Annotated in this window: 15 protein-coding genes and 1 pseudogene; 3 read left to right on the top strand and 13 right to left on the bottom strand. The window is 46.9% G+C overall.

Going from position 1 to position 16,508, the window contains the following annotated elements:
* Positions 1-37 precede the first annotated feature (37 nt).
* Both QMA13_RS07765 and gerQ read left to right on the top strand, forming a co-directional pair.
* Positions 38-865 carry an aldo/keto reductase gene (locus QMA13_RS07765; RefSeq protein WP_282940680.1) on the top strand — a complete coding sequence of 276 codons (828 nt, stop codon included), beginning with the start codon at positions 38-40 and terminating at the stop codon, positions 863-865.
* A 145-nt stretch (positions 866-1,010) separates the two neighbouring features.
* Positions 1,011-1,475: a spore coat protein GerQ gene (gene gerQ / locus QMA13_RS07760; RefSeq protein ID WP_282940678.1), complete on the top strand. Its 465-nt coding sequence runs from the start codon at positions 1,011-1,013 to the stop codon at positions 1,473-1,475.
* Between the two features lie 290 nt (positions 1,476-1,765).
* Here gerQ and QMA13_RS07755 read toward each other — a convergent pair whose 3' ends face one another.
* The 13 genes and pseudogenes from QMA13_RS07755 to QMA13_RS07695 all read right to left on the bottom strand — a co-directional run bounded on the left by QMA13_RS07755 (position 1,766) and on the right by QMA13_RS07695 (position 14,013).
* Positions 1,766-2,587: an ABC transporter permease gene (locus QMA13_RS07755; RefSeq protein ID WP_282940676.1), complete on the bottom strand. Its 822-nt coding sequence runs from the start codon at positions 2,585-2,587 to the stop codon at positions 1,766-1,768.
* A gap of 5 nt (positions 2,588-2,592) precedes the next feature.
* Positions 2,593-3,405: an ABC transporter permease gene (locus QMA13_RS07750; RefSeq protein ID WP_282940674.1), complete on the bottom strand. Its 813-nt coding sequence runs from the start codon at positions 3,403-3,405 to the stop codon at positions 2,593-2,595.
* The gene (locus QMA13_RS07745; protein WP_282940672.1) at positions 3,402-4,448 is read right to left on the bottom strand and encodes an ABC transporter ATP-binding protein; all 1,047 of its coding nucleotides are present in this window, start codon (positions 4,446-4,448) and stop codon (positions 3,402-3,404) included. The genes QMA13_RS07750 and QMA13_RS07745 overlap by 4 nt, the downstream gene beginning before the upstream one ends.
* Before the next feature lie 212 nt (positions 4,449-4,660).
* On the bottom strand, positions 4,661-4,753 hold the full coding sequence (locus tag QMA13_RS07740; RefSeq protein ID WP_481858142.1) for a hypothetical protein: 93 nt from the start codon (positions 4,751-4,753) through the stop codon (positions 4,661-4,663).
* Positions 4,754-4,938: 185 nt separating this feature from the next.
* Entirely contained in the window at positions 4,939-5,460 is a 522-nt protein-coding gene (locus QMA13_RS07735; protein ID WP_282940671.1) for a hypothetical protein, read from the bottom strand.
* A 161-nt stretch (positions 5,461-5,621) separates the two neighbouring features.
* The gene (locus tag QMA13_RS07730; protein ID WP_282940670.1) at positions 5,622-6,185 is read right to left on the bottom strand and encodes a HupE/UreJ family protein; all 564 of its coding nucleotides are present in this window, start codon (positions 6,183-6,185) and stop codon (positions 5,622-5,624) included.
* A 24-nt stretch (positions 6,186-6,209) separates the two neighbouring features.
* The gene (locus tag QMA13_RS07725; protein WP_282940669.1) at positions 6,210-7,193 is read right to left on the bottom strand and encodes a hypothetical protein; all 984 of its coding nucleotides are present in this window, start codon (positions 7,191-7,193) and stop codon (positions 6,210-6,212) included.
* A 212-nt stretch (positions 7,194-7,405) separates the two neighbouring features.
* Positions 7,406-8,416: a Gfo/Idh/MocA family protein gene (locus tag QMA13_RS07720; RefSeq protein WP_282940667.1), complete on the bottom strand. Its 1,011-nt coding sequence runs from the start codon at positions 8,414-8,416 to the stop codon at positions 7,406-7,408.
* Positions 8,409-9,428, bottom strand: a complete 1,020-nt coding sequence (locus QMA13_RS07715; protein WP_282940666.1) for a Gfo/Idh/MocA family protein — start codon at positions 9,426-9,428, stop codon at positions 8,409-8,411. Before QMA13_RS07715 ends, QMA13_RS07720 begins: the two co-directional genes overlap by 8 nt.
* 16 nt (positions 9,429-9,444) lie before the next feature.
* A complete protein-coding gene (locus QMA13_RS07710; RefSeq protein ID WP_282940664.1) occupies positions 9,445-10,536 on the bottom strand; it encodes a ComEC/Rec2 family competence protein in 1,092 nt (363 codons plus the stop codon).
* Positions 10,536-12,171 (bottom strand): annotated as a pseudogene (locus QMA13_RS07705) (type 2 periplasmic-binding domain-containing protein). The gene QMA13_RS07710 and the pseudogene QMA13_RS07705 overlap by 1 nt, the downstream one beginning before the upstream one ends.
* Positions 12,172-12,222: 51 nt before the next feature.
* Positions 12,223-13,104, bottom strand: a complete 882-nt coding sequence (locus QMA13_RS07700) for a carbohydrate ABC transporter permease (RefSeq protein ID WP_282940663.1) — start codon at positions 13,102-13,104, stop codon at positions 12,223-12,225.
* 15 nt (positions 13,105-13,119) lie between these two features.
* Positions 13,120-14,013 carry an ABC transporter permease gene (locus tag QMA13_RS07695; RefSeq protein ID WP_282940661.1) on the bottom strand — a complete coding sequence of 298 codons (894 nt, stop codon included), beginning with the start codon at positions 14,011-14,013 and terminating at the stop codon, positions 13,120-13,122.
* Positions 14,014-14,244: 231 nt separating this feature from the next.
* Between QMA13_RS07695 and QMA13_RS07690 the strand changes: the two genes are divergently transcribed.
* A complete protein-coding gene (locus QMA13_RS07690) occupies positions 14,245-16,500 on the top strand; it encodes an AraC family transcriptional regulator (RefSeq protein ID WP_282940659.1) in 2,256 nt (751 codons plus the stop codon).
* Positions 16,501-16,508: the final 8 nt, after the last annotated feature.

Genomic DNA, 16,508 nt, shown 5'->3' with positions numbered 1-16,508 from the left:
GAATGAGGAAAACTTAACTTATGGAGGAGGAACCCTTATGACTCAGCATATTTCCGACAGCACCGTTCTTAGCAACGGCGTCAAAATGCCATGGCTAGGACTTGGCGTTTGGAAAACCCAAAATGGAGAAGAAGTCATTCAATCCGTTAAAGCTGCCATTCAAGCAGGCTACCGAAGTATCGATACTGCCGCCGCTTATGGCAATGAAGACGGCGTTGGCACAGCAATCAAGCAAAGCGGTATCTCCCGCGATGAATTGTTCATTACAACCAAAGTATGGAATTCCGATCAAGGGTACGATACTACCTTGAAAGCATTCGATGATAGCCGCCGCAAGCTGGGCCTGGATGTCATCGACCTTTATCTTGTTCATTGGCCGGTAAAAGGCAAATATAAAGATACTTGGCGTGCATTAGAGAAGCTGTATAAAGACGGCTCTGTACGCGCGATCGGTGTCAGCAACTTCCTGGTTCACCATCTTGAAGATCTCATTGCTCATAGCGAAATTAAGCCTATGGTCGATCAAGTGGAATTCCATCCGCTGCTCAATCAATCGGAGCTGCGAAGCTTCTGCCCGCAGCATCAGATTCAGCTTGAGGCATGGAGCCCGTTAATGCAAGGAAATCTCGATCTTTCTCTACTTAAGGAGCTTGGAGCCAAATACAGCAAATCGCCTGCACAGATCGTGCTGCGTTGGGATTTGCAGCATGGCGTCGTCACAATTCCGAAGTCAATTACAGCTCGCCGAATTCAGGAAAACGGGAATGTGTTTGACTTCCAGCTGACTCAAGACGAAATGGCACAACTTGATGCATTAAACAAGGATCACCGCTTCGGACCGCATCCGGATCATATTAACTTTTAAACCTATAATGATAACCTGTAGCAGCTGCCGTTCCTATACACGGCGGCTGTTTGTTTTTTCAACAAAACAAGTCTAATTGTCCAAGCCATCATAATAGGTATTAATGTAGGAGTAATCATTCTTGTCTAAGGAGGAATTTGTGAAGATGATAAACAACCCTTACAACAATGTGGGACCCCAGCAATTCCGCAGCTATGGCGGATACCCAGGGTATCCGCAAGGCTTTCAGGGGTATGGTCAGGGTCAACAAGGCTCACAGCCGATGCCCCCTCCCGGCCCTAGCGGAGCGTACATAGCACAAACGCCTGGCGGCGGCTCAACTCCACCCATCTCTCCGCCTGGGATATTGCCGATCGAGCAGTCCTATATCGAGAATATTTTACGCTTGAATCTCGGCAAAATGGGTACCTTTTACATGACCTATGAAAACAACAGCGAGTGGAACGCCAAAATTTTCAAAGGACGCATTGAAGCTGCCGGACGTGACCACATTATTATCAGTGATCCGAAGACAGGGATGCGCTACCTTCTTCTGATGGTCAATCTGGACTACGTAACCTTCGATGAAGAGCTGGCGTACACTTATCCGTTCGCTCCAACTCCACGTTAAAACGGACCACAATAAAAAAGAGTGCTTAGCAGCACTCTAGGTTGACAAGAAACCCATAAAACTTGAAATATTGCTAGTATACTCCGGTGGGGTATGCCTCTCCAGCCGCTGTTGTTCTCGGAAAATTTTCAATTTATTCGCTTTACGGCGGAGATTTCCCAAGAACAAAGGCGGACGCTTTCGCTCCTCCGAGGCATACCCCACCTACCTATATAGCATATTTCCCGGAGAAACAGGTTTCTAGACAGACTCAGAGTGCTTAGCAGCACTCTTTTTTATGTGATCAAAGACTATCCCGCTACGCTCGAATAACGCTTTATACCGAAGCTCCAAATGCAATAAGTTATAGACATCACCACTACCGCCGTAGCAGGTACTACCCACAGCGCCCAACCGTATTGTTCAGGCCTGAGCAAGAACGCTGCTGGAAAAAAGCTTCCGATGGCATAAGGAATCAAATACGTCAAAAGCCCGCGAAGCAGCGGATGAAAAATTTCCAACGGATACCGTGTGAAATCGTAGAGCCAATTGACAGGATAAATGACCGAACGTATTTCCTGAACCCAGAAGGTCAACACACTTATCGTCAAAAGAACAGCAAACTGGATCACCGCGCTGCTGATCAGTGCGATAATCACGTACAGCACCATCCCGACAGACCAATGCATGTCCAGATGAGCAGCTGCGAAGCCCATAATCGCAATTCCTGTAACCAGCTGCCCAACACCGTTCAGTTCCTGTGAACCTCCTATCGTCTGAAACAGCACTCCAACCGGGCGTATCATCATAACATCCAGCTGTCCGCGACGAATCAGACTCGTTAAGGAAAAAGGAGCATTAAATAATGTCTGATTCAGCGCCTTTCCTGTTGCCGCTAAACCAAATATAAATACAAGCTCATAAAAGCTCCAATCCGCCAGCTTAGGTATGCGCTGAAAGATGATTGACAAAAATACGAGCGTACTCCCTTGAGCAATAATCCCAGCTATCAAAGCAATCAACGTATCCGCCCGATATTCTACTAACGTCTTGAAATATATTTTCAAATATTGTCCATACATCCCTATTAAATAGGCGGCTTGCTGAACCCCATTGCGTTGTGGCGCAATCATTGATATTACCCCCCGTTGATCGTTAACCGCTTGGCAGCCTTCATCCAAAGCAACCGGCTGATCAAAATCATTACAAGAGCCCAACCCAGCTGCTCCAGCAGCGACTGAACCATATCCCAGCCCGTCAGACGTCCCGTATAAATCGACAGCGGTATGTAAGCCATCGACTGAAATGGCAAATACTCCATCACTTTGCGCAAGGTATCCGGAAAGAACTCAAAAGGAATAAGCGTACCCGCAAAAATATCCACTACCGCTCTCTTGGCTAACTGAACGCCAAACGTATTGGTCGTTATAAATGAAATCATCATAATGATGGAATTAATGCTGAACGCAACGAGAAAACCGATACAGAGACTGATCCCAAAGCCTAAGGCCGCGGTTATGTCCGCTGGAGGTGATACACCTAATATAAAAATCAGCAGCAGCATCGCCGGGATATTGACCCATAACATTTCCACAATGAAAAATCCTGCCGCCTCCAAAAACCGCTGCGTTTGAAAATCGACGGGCCGAATTAAATCGAGCACAATATCGCCATTCTTGACTCTTTGTGCCATAGCATAGGTTGGAGCCCTCTCCGCAGGTGACCAACGGGCAAAATTGATCGCTTGTCCTACCATCACATAAGTGATCAACTGCTCCCATGGCAGTGCCGTATCTGTCGAATAAAGATAGATCGCCTTCCAGAGCATATAATACATCACGCTGAACATGAGAGTAGAAAGCAGCGTCATTATAAAATCAAAGCGAAACTGCATCCTTTGGCGGACGGCAATCTGCGACATGCCTACCATGCGTTCCACGGCTTGCATCATCTGCTTGATCCCCCCATGGTTGCATAATCCGCTTTCGGCTTGACCTCAATGCCTTCCCGGTAAATGCGGCTGATTAGCGCATCGATGTTCTCGTCCTGCATGGTTAAATCCCGCGGGTCCGCCTTTTGCAGCAGCAGTCTTAGCAGCTCTGACGTATCTGTCCGGTGCTGATCATACGTTACTTTAATAACCTGCTCTTCCGTATGTACGGAAACCTCTGCCATTCCAGCAAATACTCCAGCTGCCGCTATAGCCGCTTGCGCGTCCGGGAACACGGCTCGAATTTGGCGCTCCGTCGCAAAATGATCTTTAATATATTGAAGGCTTCCATCGTAAATCAAGCTTCCTTTATCGATAATCATCGTGCGCGAACAAAGTCTCTCAATATCATGCATGTCATGGGTTGTCAAAAGCACAGTGACATCTTTCTCACGGTTTATACTTTGAATAAATGACCGGATGCGTTCCTTGGCAACCACATCTAGACCTATCGTCGGCTCGTCCAGAAACAAAATCTCGGGTTCATGCAGCAATGCTGCCAATATTTCACAACGCATTCTTAGTCCGAGCGATAACGTTCTTACAGGTCGTTTCAATAGATGACCGACTTCAAGTACGTCCGAAAAGTCTTTTAAATTTTTATGATAGCGCTCCCATGGAATGCTATACATATACCGCAGCATATCAAAGGAATCATGCACCGGAAGATCAAAGAGAAGCTGGCTCCGTTGTCCGAATACGACTCCGATTTGATAGCTGCTAAGCTTCCGGTTCTGCGTCGGCACCCTGCCAGCCACTCGAATATCTCCACCGCTCGGTTCCAGGATTCCAGTAAGCATTTTGATGGTGGTCGATTTCCCTGCTCCATTGGGACCCAGATAAGCTACACTCTCTCCCCTTTCAATCGAAAAGCTAATGTCCTCTACTCCCACGACCTCACGCTTTTCCGGGCTTATCAAGCTGCGCAGCGCTCCAAATCTCCCTGAACGTCTTACATTTGTCTCAAACACTTTTCTCACGTGATTCACTTCGATTAATGACATTCTCTATCATCTCCCCCTGAAGCTTGTGAAGCGGATAATGTAGTATTATAGCAGATAATTTCCATTTTTAGCATATAAAACAAAAAAATCTGATCGAAATCAGAATTTTTCCGTTATTGAACTATTTACGCGCGCTATCTATCAAACACAGCATTCCAATTCAGCTCCTTGTTATAATCCGAATCCCATAGCCTTACGAACCTCTTCGCTCTTCAGGCTGGAAGCCTACATTTAATGACATGATCAATAATGCGCAGCACGGCAGGCTGGAAAGGTTCCGTCAAGTAGAAAAGCCGTTCATTCATCCGATCCGCAGCCATCACATAGCAGTTAGATGAATCTGCATTTTAACAATAGTTTAACACAGCAGCTTTGCAAAGATTCAACATCTTGCACCATCGTTCGTGAGGCATATTGAATGAATAAACAAATAAGCCGACACTCCTGATACGGAGGTCAGCTTAAAATTTCCTTTTGCAAGCGTAAGCATTCATGGAGCCGATTGCGAAACGGCTTCTTCTGGGGACTCTTCAGAGCCGGATACAGGTGAAGATGCAGTCGCAGGCACAGGACCCACTCCAATCAATTCATTGGTTTGCACCATAATCTGTCCCTCTGCTGCCCAGAACGTCTTAAGCTGCCGCTCTAGCTCAGCAAACTCCGGAAGCGCTGCAAAATTCGGGGCATATCTTGCCTTATCCAAGTACAGCATCGCCTGCTTAAAGCTATCGTTCGCCGGATACACCAGCTGATGTGCCCAAATCCGGATCGACTTCAAAGAATAGCTGTCCGTTGACAGGAAGCATTCTACAAAGCCTTGAGATCGATAATGAAAATAAAGCCCCTTATTAAAAAAATGATGAAATCCGTTCCATGCCTGAGGAAGTACTAACTCCCTTCTCTTTGTAATCTGAAAAAGAATGTCCTGGATCTGCTGGCCGCTCACACTCAGCTGCAGCAGCAATCCATACATTTTATCGAATGAAGCAGCGTACGGTTTATTCAATGCCATTGTACTAGATTCCACCTTTGCCTATGGATATCTTTACTATATGCACCATAAGCCTAAACTGCCTCACCAAGGTCTTGGTCATGTGTGTGACACTCCGCTCATTATGCAAAACTTGGCATCCATGTGTCCATGAGCATCATAAAAAGAGCTTTAAGATCACGTCACGCCATCCAGCCTAAACGCTGTACGACCCAGTACAGCCCCACGGCGAAAATACAAGCTGACGTTCCTCTGAAAAACCACGAATAGACCGATCTTTGCCGCCTCAGCTGCGCAAATAGTGGAAGCAGGATAGCAACAACTCCGAGCTGTCCGAGTTCTATTCCTACATTAAATGAAATAAGCGATGTGACCAAATAGCTTTGGTGAAACCCGATTTCGCTAATCGCGCTGGCAAATCCGAGACCATGGATCAGTCCGAACAGGAAAGTAAGCACCCACCGCCAACGAAACGATTGGACGAAAAAATTTTCAATAGCAACATAGCATATCGTAAGAGCTATTCCCGTTTCAATCCATTTAGGATATACCGGAACGAGACCGAGCGCAGCCAAACAGAGCGTTATGCTGTGGGCAATCGTGAATGCCGTAATGATTTTTAAAATGACCGTAAACCGCTCTGCTGCGATAATTAAAGCCAATAGAAAGAGCAAATGATCGTACCCGGTAAGGATGTGTTCCAGCCCCAGATTCATATACATGAAAATGACCGTCATGATATCCATATGCCTTGCCCTCTCTTTCCAAAATTATTGGACCAGCCAAGCTGTTACGAACACAAGAATAAGCATCGGCTTGTACAGCAATCTCATTCCCATTTCACTGATCCAGCAGTTTCCAGTCGATGCAGGAAGCTGCATGACACCGATATGCAAAACATAGAGTATCCCAAGCCATGCAAGCCAGCCACCGGATGCGTATAGAAGCAGAGAAACCATTTTGAACTGATGATTCAGCTCCAGCTGCCCAATCAACGAAATGGAGCCGGTGCCCCAAGCCAATCCGAACAGTGCAGAAGTTAGCCTTACCTTACTCGTTAAATCCTTCATAAGCCGATACATAATAACCCCACCAAGTGCAATCAATACACCGTAATGAAGCCATTCGACAGGAAGCCTCGGGGACAGCTTATCCGCAGCAGTAAGTCCGATCAAGCTGTATAGTGAAGCGATGGATAGTGAAATAAACGATTCTTTCATAGATCTTATAGGGAACACAATGCATAACAAAATAAGCCACGCGAACACACTGCGAATCGTATGTTGAGCACCGAATGTCACGTAGGCTCCCAGTAGCGCTGAATGAAATTGAAAGTTACCATCCGGCAAATATCGGATAGCTCCAGAATCCTTTTCGACAATCCAGTGCCCGACAAGCTCGTGCCCCTCCTTATATAACTGAATGTAATTCTGATGACCGTCATCTATATCATGGATAAACAAATCATATAGTATCGACAAATTGCCCATCGGCATCGGGGAAACGAACACAAGAATCATACGGACAACGGTATCCTCCGTCTGTTTCTGAACCGTCGTCTGAAGGCTTAACACATCGACATCCATACGCTGCTCATTATTAAACAGCTCAAGATGTGTCTTTACATATTCAGTAATATCGTTTTTATGCGCTGCGAGCTCTCCGTCGTCCAGCAGCTCATCACCATTCATGTCATACTTCAGCATGATCGGAAACGGCAGGAGCAGCTCATATTCCACCCTATTGTCTTTCATGGTGAGATACGAGTATCCGTTATTATAGTTGTGCGCCTGAACTGATGGATAGGATAAAAAGACCAACAGTACACATCCAATGAAACCTAAGATGAAGCAACGGCTCACCGGCTACCAACCTTTCTTAACCAACGATAACGTAAAGTTATTTACAAATAACAAACGGCGCTATATCCATGCTTACCAAGCCATGGATAAACGCCGTCCGCGTACTATCCTAATATCTCGCTCATATCGATAGCAGCTTTTCTTTTAACGGATTCATAAGCAGCCAATGCAACAGCAGCGGAATGCATGCCGTCTTCACCACTGATAGGTACTTCTCCGTTTTCTTTGATAGCTCGCACAAAGTCCTTCAGCATATAGGCATCCATCCGGTCGCCCCAGTGGCTCCACTGCGCTTTCTCAGCGTCGTTGCTGTACACTTCGTTCTTCTGTCCGAACGCATCGACACGGATAACTCCGTTCGTTCCTATGAGCTCCATCGTAACGTCACCCCAGAACGGGAATGACTTGCTGCGTGACCAGCTCGTATCGAGCACGGCGATGACGCTGTTCGCGAAGGTAACATGCACCATCCCCGAGTCCTCTACGGGCAGATCATGGAACAGCGTCCCCATCTCCGCGTAAACTTGAGATGGCTCGCTCCCAAGAAACCAACGCATCAGGTCCATGACATGGACCGTATGATCCAGCACTGCTCCGCCTCCGGACAAGGAAGGATCTACGAACCAACTCCCAGGCATCGAACCTCGGTTCGTGCCTTTAATGGCGACGATCTGACCGATATCACCACGATCCACAGCTTCCTTCGCCTCGACTACCGCTGGCAAGTACCGACATGGAAACGCGGTCATCAGGCGAACCCCGTTCTCTTCACAAGCTTGGATCATCGCCTTCATATCTTGTACCGTGGTACCGAGCGGCTTCTCGCAGATTACATGCTTGCCTGCTTTAGCAGCATCTATAGTTAGCCTTGCATGATGAACATTCTCCGAGCAGATGACAACCGTATCCAACTGCTCCAGCGCTAGCAGGTCGCCATAATCTTCATAATAAACGATTCCGTGAGAGTCAAGGATAGGCTGCACTCTCTGCTTATTTTCATCCGAAATACCTACGATTTCAACGTCTGGCATCGACACCAGCTCACGGAAATAGCTGCGCCCGTGGGAATGGGCAAAGCTGATCATGCCAATCTTTACTTTCTTTGATTTAGACATGTGGCACCCCTCCTTTCAAGCCGAATCCGTTTGCGTCCATTCGGACAGGTTGACCCGATTGAGCGGAAGTTAGTGCGGCAAAAGCGATTTCCATCGCCTTGTATGCATCCTCCGTACTGACGATCGGCTCTGTTCCCTTCAGAATACAATCAGCAAAATGCTCCAATTCATAATAATACGGGTCGTGGTAAGCCGGACTCCTCGGCACAGCAACACGAGGCCTATCTTCATCCGGTTGACGCGAAGTTTGCACCCGTAAAGAAACTGCATCATCCGAATGAAAGCGGAGAATGCCTTTTGTCCCAGCAAACTCGACTGCCGTCGTAAACGGCCCAGGATATCCCCAATACCCTTCCAGATTCGCTATAGCCCCTTTATTGAAGCGAAGCGTCACAAGCGCATAGTCCAATGACTCAGACGTCCGTTTCATCGCAAACACTGAATCGACCTCTCCAAATACGCTGCGCATATAATCGATGTCATGAATCAACAGATCGAGAATGACACCTCCGCTTTTCTCCTCGTCATAGTACCAGGATTTCGCACGTCCCGGATGGCCGCCGATCCGCTTGGTATGCATAACGCCCGGATCTCCAATCACACCCGCACGCACCTTGGCGGCCAAATCCTTGTAGCTCGGAAAAAACCTCACCACATGGGCGATAAACAGTCTTACGTTGTTTAAACGGCACGCTGCGATCATCTCCTCCGCATCAGCAAGAGAAGGAGCGATCGGCTTCTCGCATACGATGTGAATACCCGCCTGCGCTGCCTGCAGCACGAGCGGTTTATGCAGGTAAGTCGGCACGCAGATGCTCACCATGTCCGGTTGCTCTGCCGCCAGCAAATCTTCAAAGCTCGTATAAGCATTAGTTCCATTCGAAGCGGCTATTTTATCAGCCAGCTCCTTGTCGATATCGCATACTCCGACTAATTGGACTCCTTGAACGGAGCTCCAGTTGCGTGCGTGTGTTCTACCCATAATACCGCAGCCTACAACAGCTACCTTCATATGACATGAACTCCTCTCACTTCTCATCCATTTGTGTACCTGCCATACCCGATTTGATAGGACGCTTGCCCTCTCGTTCCGTTACGACATTCAGCGTCTTGCCATCTGAGGTGATCAGCACATTACCGTGCATACCGGTAGAATATGCTGTAATTCCTTTCTTCTTGTAACGCTCCATCAGATTCGGACTGACGAACAGATTCTGACTTAAAACAGAAATTTTCGGACTCACCGTTTTAAGAAAAATGTCCGATGAAGATGTCGACTCATTACCATGATGCGGCGCATGCATCATATCACTCTTCAGCTTCGGTTCCGCAGAGGAGCCAATGAGCTCCAACTCCCGATGTTTATAAATATCCGCAGTAAACAGGAACGAAGTATCTTTATAGGTTAGCTTGAACACCAAAGCAAAATCATTAATTTCCGCTGCTGAGTAAGACTTAATAGCATCAGGCAGCACTCCCTTGGGAGGACTCAACACTTCAATGGACACATCACTGCCCAGTTGGAAATTGGAACCTTCCTCGAGAAAGGTGACCGGAATCTTCTTCGCGTTGACGGCTTCCATCGTTCTACGGTAGTAGCTTGAATTGGTATAAGGGAAGTTCTCCATATAAAACGCTTTCACTTCTTTGCCGTTAACCACTGAAGCAAATCCGCCGATATGATCGGAGTGCGGATGGGTGTTGAGCGCAATATCAATGCTATTGATCCCGAGCTTGGTCAAATACTTCACTACCTGATGACCCGCATCATTAACCCCTGCATCGATCAGCATGGTCTTCCCGTCGGGCGATTGAATGACGATGCTGTCACCCATAAGCACTTCACCATCCAAGTACAAATACCGAACGGTCAGCATCCCTTTATAGAGGGATGCATCGAACACCTCATCGGTTCGTAACTTCTCCTCAGGTGCCGTGCTTGGAGCTGCGCTGGAGACCGCAGCCGGCTCCGCCTGCTGAATCGGCTTCCATTGATACAAACCGACTCCTACCAACGCGAGCAGCACCAGCACTGCCCCGGCCAGCTCGAGCCGTTTGCGTAAACGGCTCTTGCCGACCGGAGTACCTTCATGTTTCCATTCAGGCTCCCGGTCCGTCATTATTTTTTACTATACCTTTCATAAGCGGCTTGGTATGTTTTCATGTATTGATCCAATCCCATTTTTTGCACGGTTGCGACATATTTGTCCCATTCATCGAACGATGCGGACCCATTAACGAACTTCGCTTCCATCTCGGAAACGTAAGATTGAATGTCTTTACCTACAGAGGACATCAGCTCGGTCTCTGCATCGGTGAAGTTAAAGTTGTTCCAAATTTCTTTAACAGCGTTAGGTTGAGCCTTTTTCCCGGTTGCCACTGCTTCCGGAAGCGTCTCGGAGCCTTTGAAATATTTTTCCTGCACATAGCCCGGGTAGCTGCCTCCAAGCCATGTAAAGTATTTAGCTAATGCTTGGTCCTGCGTCAGGCCCTGAGGGTTTTTCGTAATATCATCTACGTACTCCATCTTGCCATCGGAGCTTTCTTTATAGGTAACGTCCTTCTGACCCATGAAGTAAAACTTCGCGCCTTCCTCGCTGTAGAAATAATCCATCCAACGCAAGGTAGCTTCCGGATTTTTGTTCTTGTTCGTAATCGCAAATGCACCCACATGGACCATTGGCACTTTGACATGAGAATACAATTGATCGCCTTGAGGCCCTTTCAGGGCGCCTAAGCCGATAAATTTTTTCTGATTCATCAATGTCGCCGGATTCGGAATAACGGTGGAACCGAGCACTCCTTTCTGACCTTTAGCGTATAGCGCGCTGTCCTTAATCGTGAAGATTTCCTTATCCAACAAACCCTCGGCATACAGCTTGTTCACATACTGCAGCATTTCCTTATACTTCGGATCTGTCTTGGTGAATCTTAACTTGTTCGTTGCAGGATCAACATCAACATAGGCATGTCCGAGACCTCGGTTTCCAAGCCCCCAAGCTCCCTTCACCTGATTGATCAGGTTGCCGATGCCAGCGCTGCTATAAGGTATTTCATCCTTTTGACCGTTTCCGTTAAGATCCGTATCTTTTACTTTCTTCAAATATTGGTAAAATTCCTCTGTTGTTTTCGGTTCTTCCATGCCGAGCTTATCCAGCCATTCCTTGTTAACCCACAGCGGCGTACCGATCAGCATAGGTAAGAAGGAAGGATCGTAGAAGGAGGGAAGCGAATAAATATTGCCGTCCGGCATCGTCAGCCCTTTTTTAATATCCGGGTATTTATCCATCAGCTTCTTGAAATTCGGCGCATATTTATCGATCATATCGTTCAGCTTGATGAATACCCCTTGGCTTCCATATTTGGATAGTTCGGCTGCAGACAATCTGGCAGAGTAGAAGGCATCCGGATAATCGCCGCCGGCCAGAACGAGATTTTTTCTTTTCCGTTAAGTTTTCGAAGGGAACGAGCTCGAAGGTCACATTCATATTGGACATTTTGGCGTATTCTTTCCATACCAGCGTATCTTCGAACTTGTTACCGTTGGTTGCGGATTTACCTGTAAAAAACTTCAATGATATCGGCGCATTCACGATCGGCATCCCGCTAGGATTGACGCTCTTGTCCGCAACTGCTGCACCAGGCTTCGCCCCTCCAGAGTTATCCGTATTCGACGAGCAGGCGGCAAGCATTCCCCCGGCCATCGTCATTGTCAGCATGGAAGCGATCCACTTATTCCGTTTGTTCATTACCATTTCCTCCTCAATCATTCCCAAGATTAATTATAGCGTGAATCGTAAACATAGTTATCCCTTAATAGCTCCTACCATAATGCCTTTGACAAAATATTTTTGTAAAAAAGGATAAAGCAGCAGCACCGGCAAGTTAGCGACGATGACCGCCGCATATTTGATCGCTTCCGCATCCATGACGCTCTTGGCAAGCGTAGAGTCGCTGACATCGACCATCTCCTGCATCTGCCCTTGCACGAGAATCTCCCTCAATATAAGCTGCAGCGGGTACTTGGCCCGATCTGTCAAATAGATAAGTGCGTTAAAATAAGCATTCCAGTGGCCTACACTGTAGAACAATACCATCACGGCAAGAATCGGAGCTGATAAAGGCAGTACGATGCGCAGCAGCGTCTGCATATTAGAGCATCCGTCGATGGAGGCAGATTCCTGAATTTCATTAGGAATACTGTTCTGAAAAAACGTGCGCATGATGACAATGTTCCACACCGATACGGCTGATGGTATGACCAGCGCCCAGAAGGTGTTCAGTATCCCCAGCTTTTTGACCAGCAAATACGAAGGAATCATCCCCCCGCTGAAGAACATCGTGAATAATATGAGCGCCGTGAACACATTTCGCCCAAGGAAGTCTTTACGGGACAATGGGTACGCCGCAGCTACCGTCATAACCAGATTGATAGCTGTTCCAACCAAGGTATAGGCAATCGTGTTCATGTAACCGGACAATATTTCTTTATTTTGAAAAATCCGCTCGTACCCTACGACCGTCAACCCCTTGGGCCACAGCCATACCTCTCCCCGGATAACCATCTCGGGACTGCTGACCGATGCAATCAATACAAAGATCAGGGGGTACAGAACGGCTGCGGTGACTAACGCCAGAATCAAGTTAATGCTAATCTCTATCCCTTTATCCGTCCGGCTTTCCAGCATTGCAGCTCCCCCTCTCTACCATAGACTTGTTTCGCTGACTTTGCGCGCAATCCGGTTTACCGACAGCAGCAGAACAAAGTTGACCACGGAATTGAATAATCCGACCGCCGCGGAATAACTGAATTCCGCCCCAAGAATACCGCTTCGATATACATTGGTGGATATGACATCCGATGCCGACATGTTCAGCGAGTTTTGCATTAGGAACACTTTCTCAAAGCCTACTCCAAGAATCGAACCCACGTTCAGGATCAGCAGGATAACGACCGTAGGCAGGATTCCAGGCAGATTAATATGCCATATTCGCTGCAGCCGGCTTGCCCCATCCATCCTTGCGGCTTCATGAAGCTGAGGATCAATGCCTGATAATGCAGCCAAATAAATGATCGAGCTCCACCCCATTTGCTGCCACACGCCGGATAATACATAGACCGTCTTGAACCAAGCCGGCTCCGTCAGGAAGGAAATCGGCTCACCTCCGAACCATTGGATGAGGATGTTGATCATTCCGCTTTCCGGCGCAAGAAACATCATAATCATCCCGACCGCTACGACCGTCGATAAAAAATGCGGCGCATAAGTTACCGTTTGAATAAAGCGCCGGTAGAGGCTCGAACGCACTTCATTAATCATGAGCGCCAGCAGGATGGGAACAGGAAAACCGACGAGCAGTTGATACAAGCCGATCCCGAGTGTATTTTTTATAATCCTCCAAAAATAAAAGCTGGAGAAAAAACGTTCAAAATGTTTGAACCCGACCCATGGACTCCCCCATATTCCTTTAGTTGCAATGAAATCCTTGAATGCAATTTGAACCCCATACATTGGCACGTACTCGAATACGATGAAGAAAATAAGGACCGGCAGGAACAGCAAATACAAATCCGCATTTCTTCGTATTCGTTTCATCGCTGTATTCATGGTCACCTTCCTTTCTGCGTTAAACGCTCGTGGTGGTCTGTTCCTGTTTCGGATCATACGACGTTCAGGCACGCTCTGACTATTGTCTTTTCTTTTGTTTTCGGGCTTTACCTTGGTTTCTAAAAAAATGATAACAATCTAAAATCTTGTTCCTTCCCTGTGCTAACCGCATCCTGTAGAATAGAAAGAACAACCAACGTTGCCAAAGGGGTCTCTCGAATGAAACGAATTCAAACCAAAAAAACATCTTTGTTTTTAACCATCCTTATTAGCTTTTTGGTCATCATTCTGTTGTTCTTCACGTTCAACATGGTTGCGTTTGCCTTCTTTAAAAGCAAGTATCAGGATGAGCTTATCCGCTTCAACCGACTCAGCCTGCAAAATACAGCGGAACGCTACAACACCCATTTTGCTCGAATCAAGTCCGTTTTATATAAGGTTTACAATGACACGGATGTTACCGGATTTAACCGGCAGCTATTGTCCAAAAGGGATCTGGAAGTCAACTATCTTCAAGGGAAAAAAATCATAGAAGCTTTGCGTGCAGAGGTCTACAATCCGCAGTTGTTTCTGGACAATATTATGGTGTACTACGGCACTAACTCCTTTACCCTGGATAAAGAAGGCAGCAGCGATGCGGAGGATCAATTCAATCTGCTGTATACGAGCGGGATCTATCCTTTGTCGTTCTGGAACTCTCAGCTGAGCCAGAAATCTAATTTCAACCTGCTGCCTGCCTCCGGGTTTCAGACCACCTGGAACATGCCGGACAAGAAAGAACTGCTCCCCATCAGCTTCAAGCTTCCGGACAGCAGCTATATGGTTACGGCTTTTTTGGATATTAACAAAGCTCAGCAGGCTTTCTTTGACGATAAAGATGAGGCACGTCAATTCATCATTTTGGATAAAGACAAATCCGTTTTATATCAATCGTCTAAGGACACGTCAGCTTCTCAGTTCCCTATCTTCTCCTCCGGTCTTGATTACGAGTTGAAGAACGGCATTTATTATTTTAAGGAAAAAGACAGTGAAGGACTGACTTACATTACCGCTGTGCCCAATGCCGCTATGGCAGCTCAGTTAAATCGCCTGATGGTCACTTTGCTGGTCATCTTCATCATGTCGCTGGCCATCGCGTTGGTTGTCTCTTTTTTCTACAGCAAACGGATTCATCGACCGGTCAAACAGTTAATCTCATCTATCGTGAACGGGCAATCCGCTGACCTGACCAGCTCTATCAGTGAATTTGCCTTTATTCATCAAAAAATTCTCGATCTGGCGTCCGAGAAGAACACGATTCAGACCGAGCTGTCCAGCAAGCAGTCGATACTCAAAAGCTATAATTACATCAATAAGCTGAAAAGCATCAATACAGACATTAACGAATGGAAAGGTTTTATTGCAGCAGAGGAAAGCTTTACGATCGTACTCTTCATGCTCCGGTTCCGAAGCGGCTCCTTCGATGATACGATATTGAAAAAAGATCGTGCTGCCTATTACTTCAAGGAACATATTTCGCTTATTTTCTCGGAGAAAATCCCGGGTTGCCATACGTTTCAAATGGAGAAGAATCAAATATTGACGGTCATTAACGGCCGATATGAAAGCGACATAATGGAAGAGGTGCTGCAGGAGCTTAAAGTCGTGTTCGATCGGGACAGCAAGTACAGCCTGTTTACCGTAGCCGTTAGCTCTTGGTTCGAGCATTCGTCACAGTTCAATCATGCTTACCGCCAAGTATTGGAGATTGTCCGACAGGCTAAGCTGGTGGAAGAGACCCAGATCATGTTCGGAAGTCGCCTTCTTCCCGCTACCTTTACTTTAAGCCCTGCCCAGGATCAGGAACTGAACGCCTGCCTTCAGGCAGGGGATGAGGCAGGCTCTATAACGCTTATCGGAAGATTTCTCGACGATATGTATGGCAAAGAGGCCAGCGTAACGCAGTTTACATTATTTGCTGAATCCATCGAAGCGAAAGTATGGAAGTTCATGGATATTTACAAAATTGAGCAGGGAGACTCGTGGCCGCTTAAACCATTGATGCAGCAATTAAAGGAATGCTGTACGTTAGAGGAATATAAGAAGGTATACAGCGAAATGTTCGAGCTCGCAGCCTCCCTGATTACGGAGAAAAAGGGGGAAAGTGACCCGATCATTACCTTCGTTATGGATATTCTTCATACCCAGTATGGTGAAGAGCTATCTCTCGATTTCTTGGCGGATAAGCTCAATATGTCGAGTGCCTATTTATCTGTGTACATCAAGGAGAAGACCGGAACGAACTTCAGCGATCACTTGAATGATATCCGGATCCGCAAAGCCCAGGAGCTATTGTCCAGCACCGATACAAGCATTAATGACGTAGGTCAACAGATCGGCTACAGGAACACTACGTCATTCAACCGGATGTTCAAGAAATGGACCGGGATGACGCCAAGTGAGTATCGCAGAACCGCTATGGTTGCTCAGGGGTGAGAAGTGAA

This window comes from Paenibacillus sp. RC67, from assembly GCF_030020805.1.
GTDB lineage: Bacteria > Bacillota > Bacilli > Paenibacillales > NBRC-103111 > Paenibacillus_S.
Note: the sequence above shows the minus strand (reverse complement) of the source record. Positions and strands in the feature narration are given on the sequence as shown.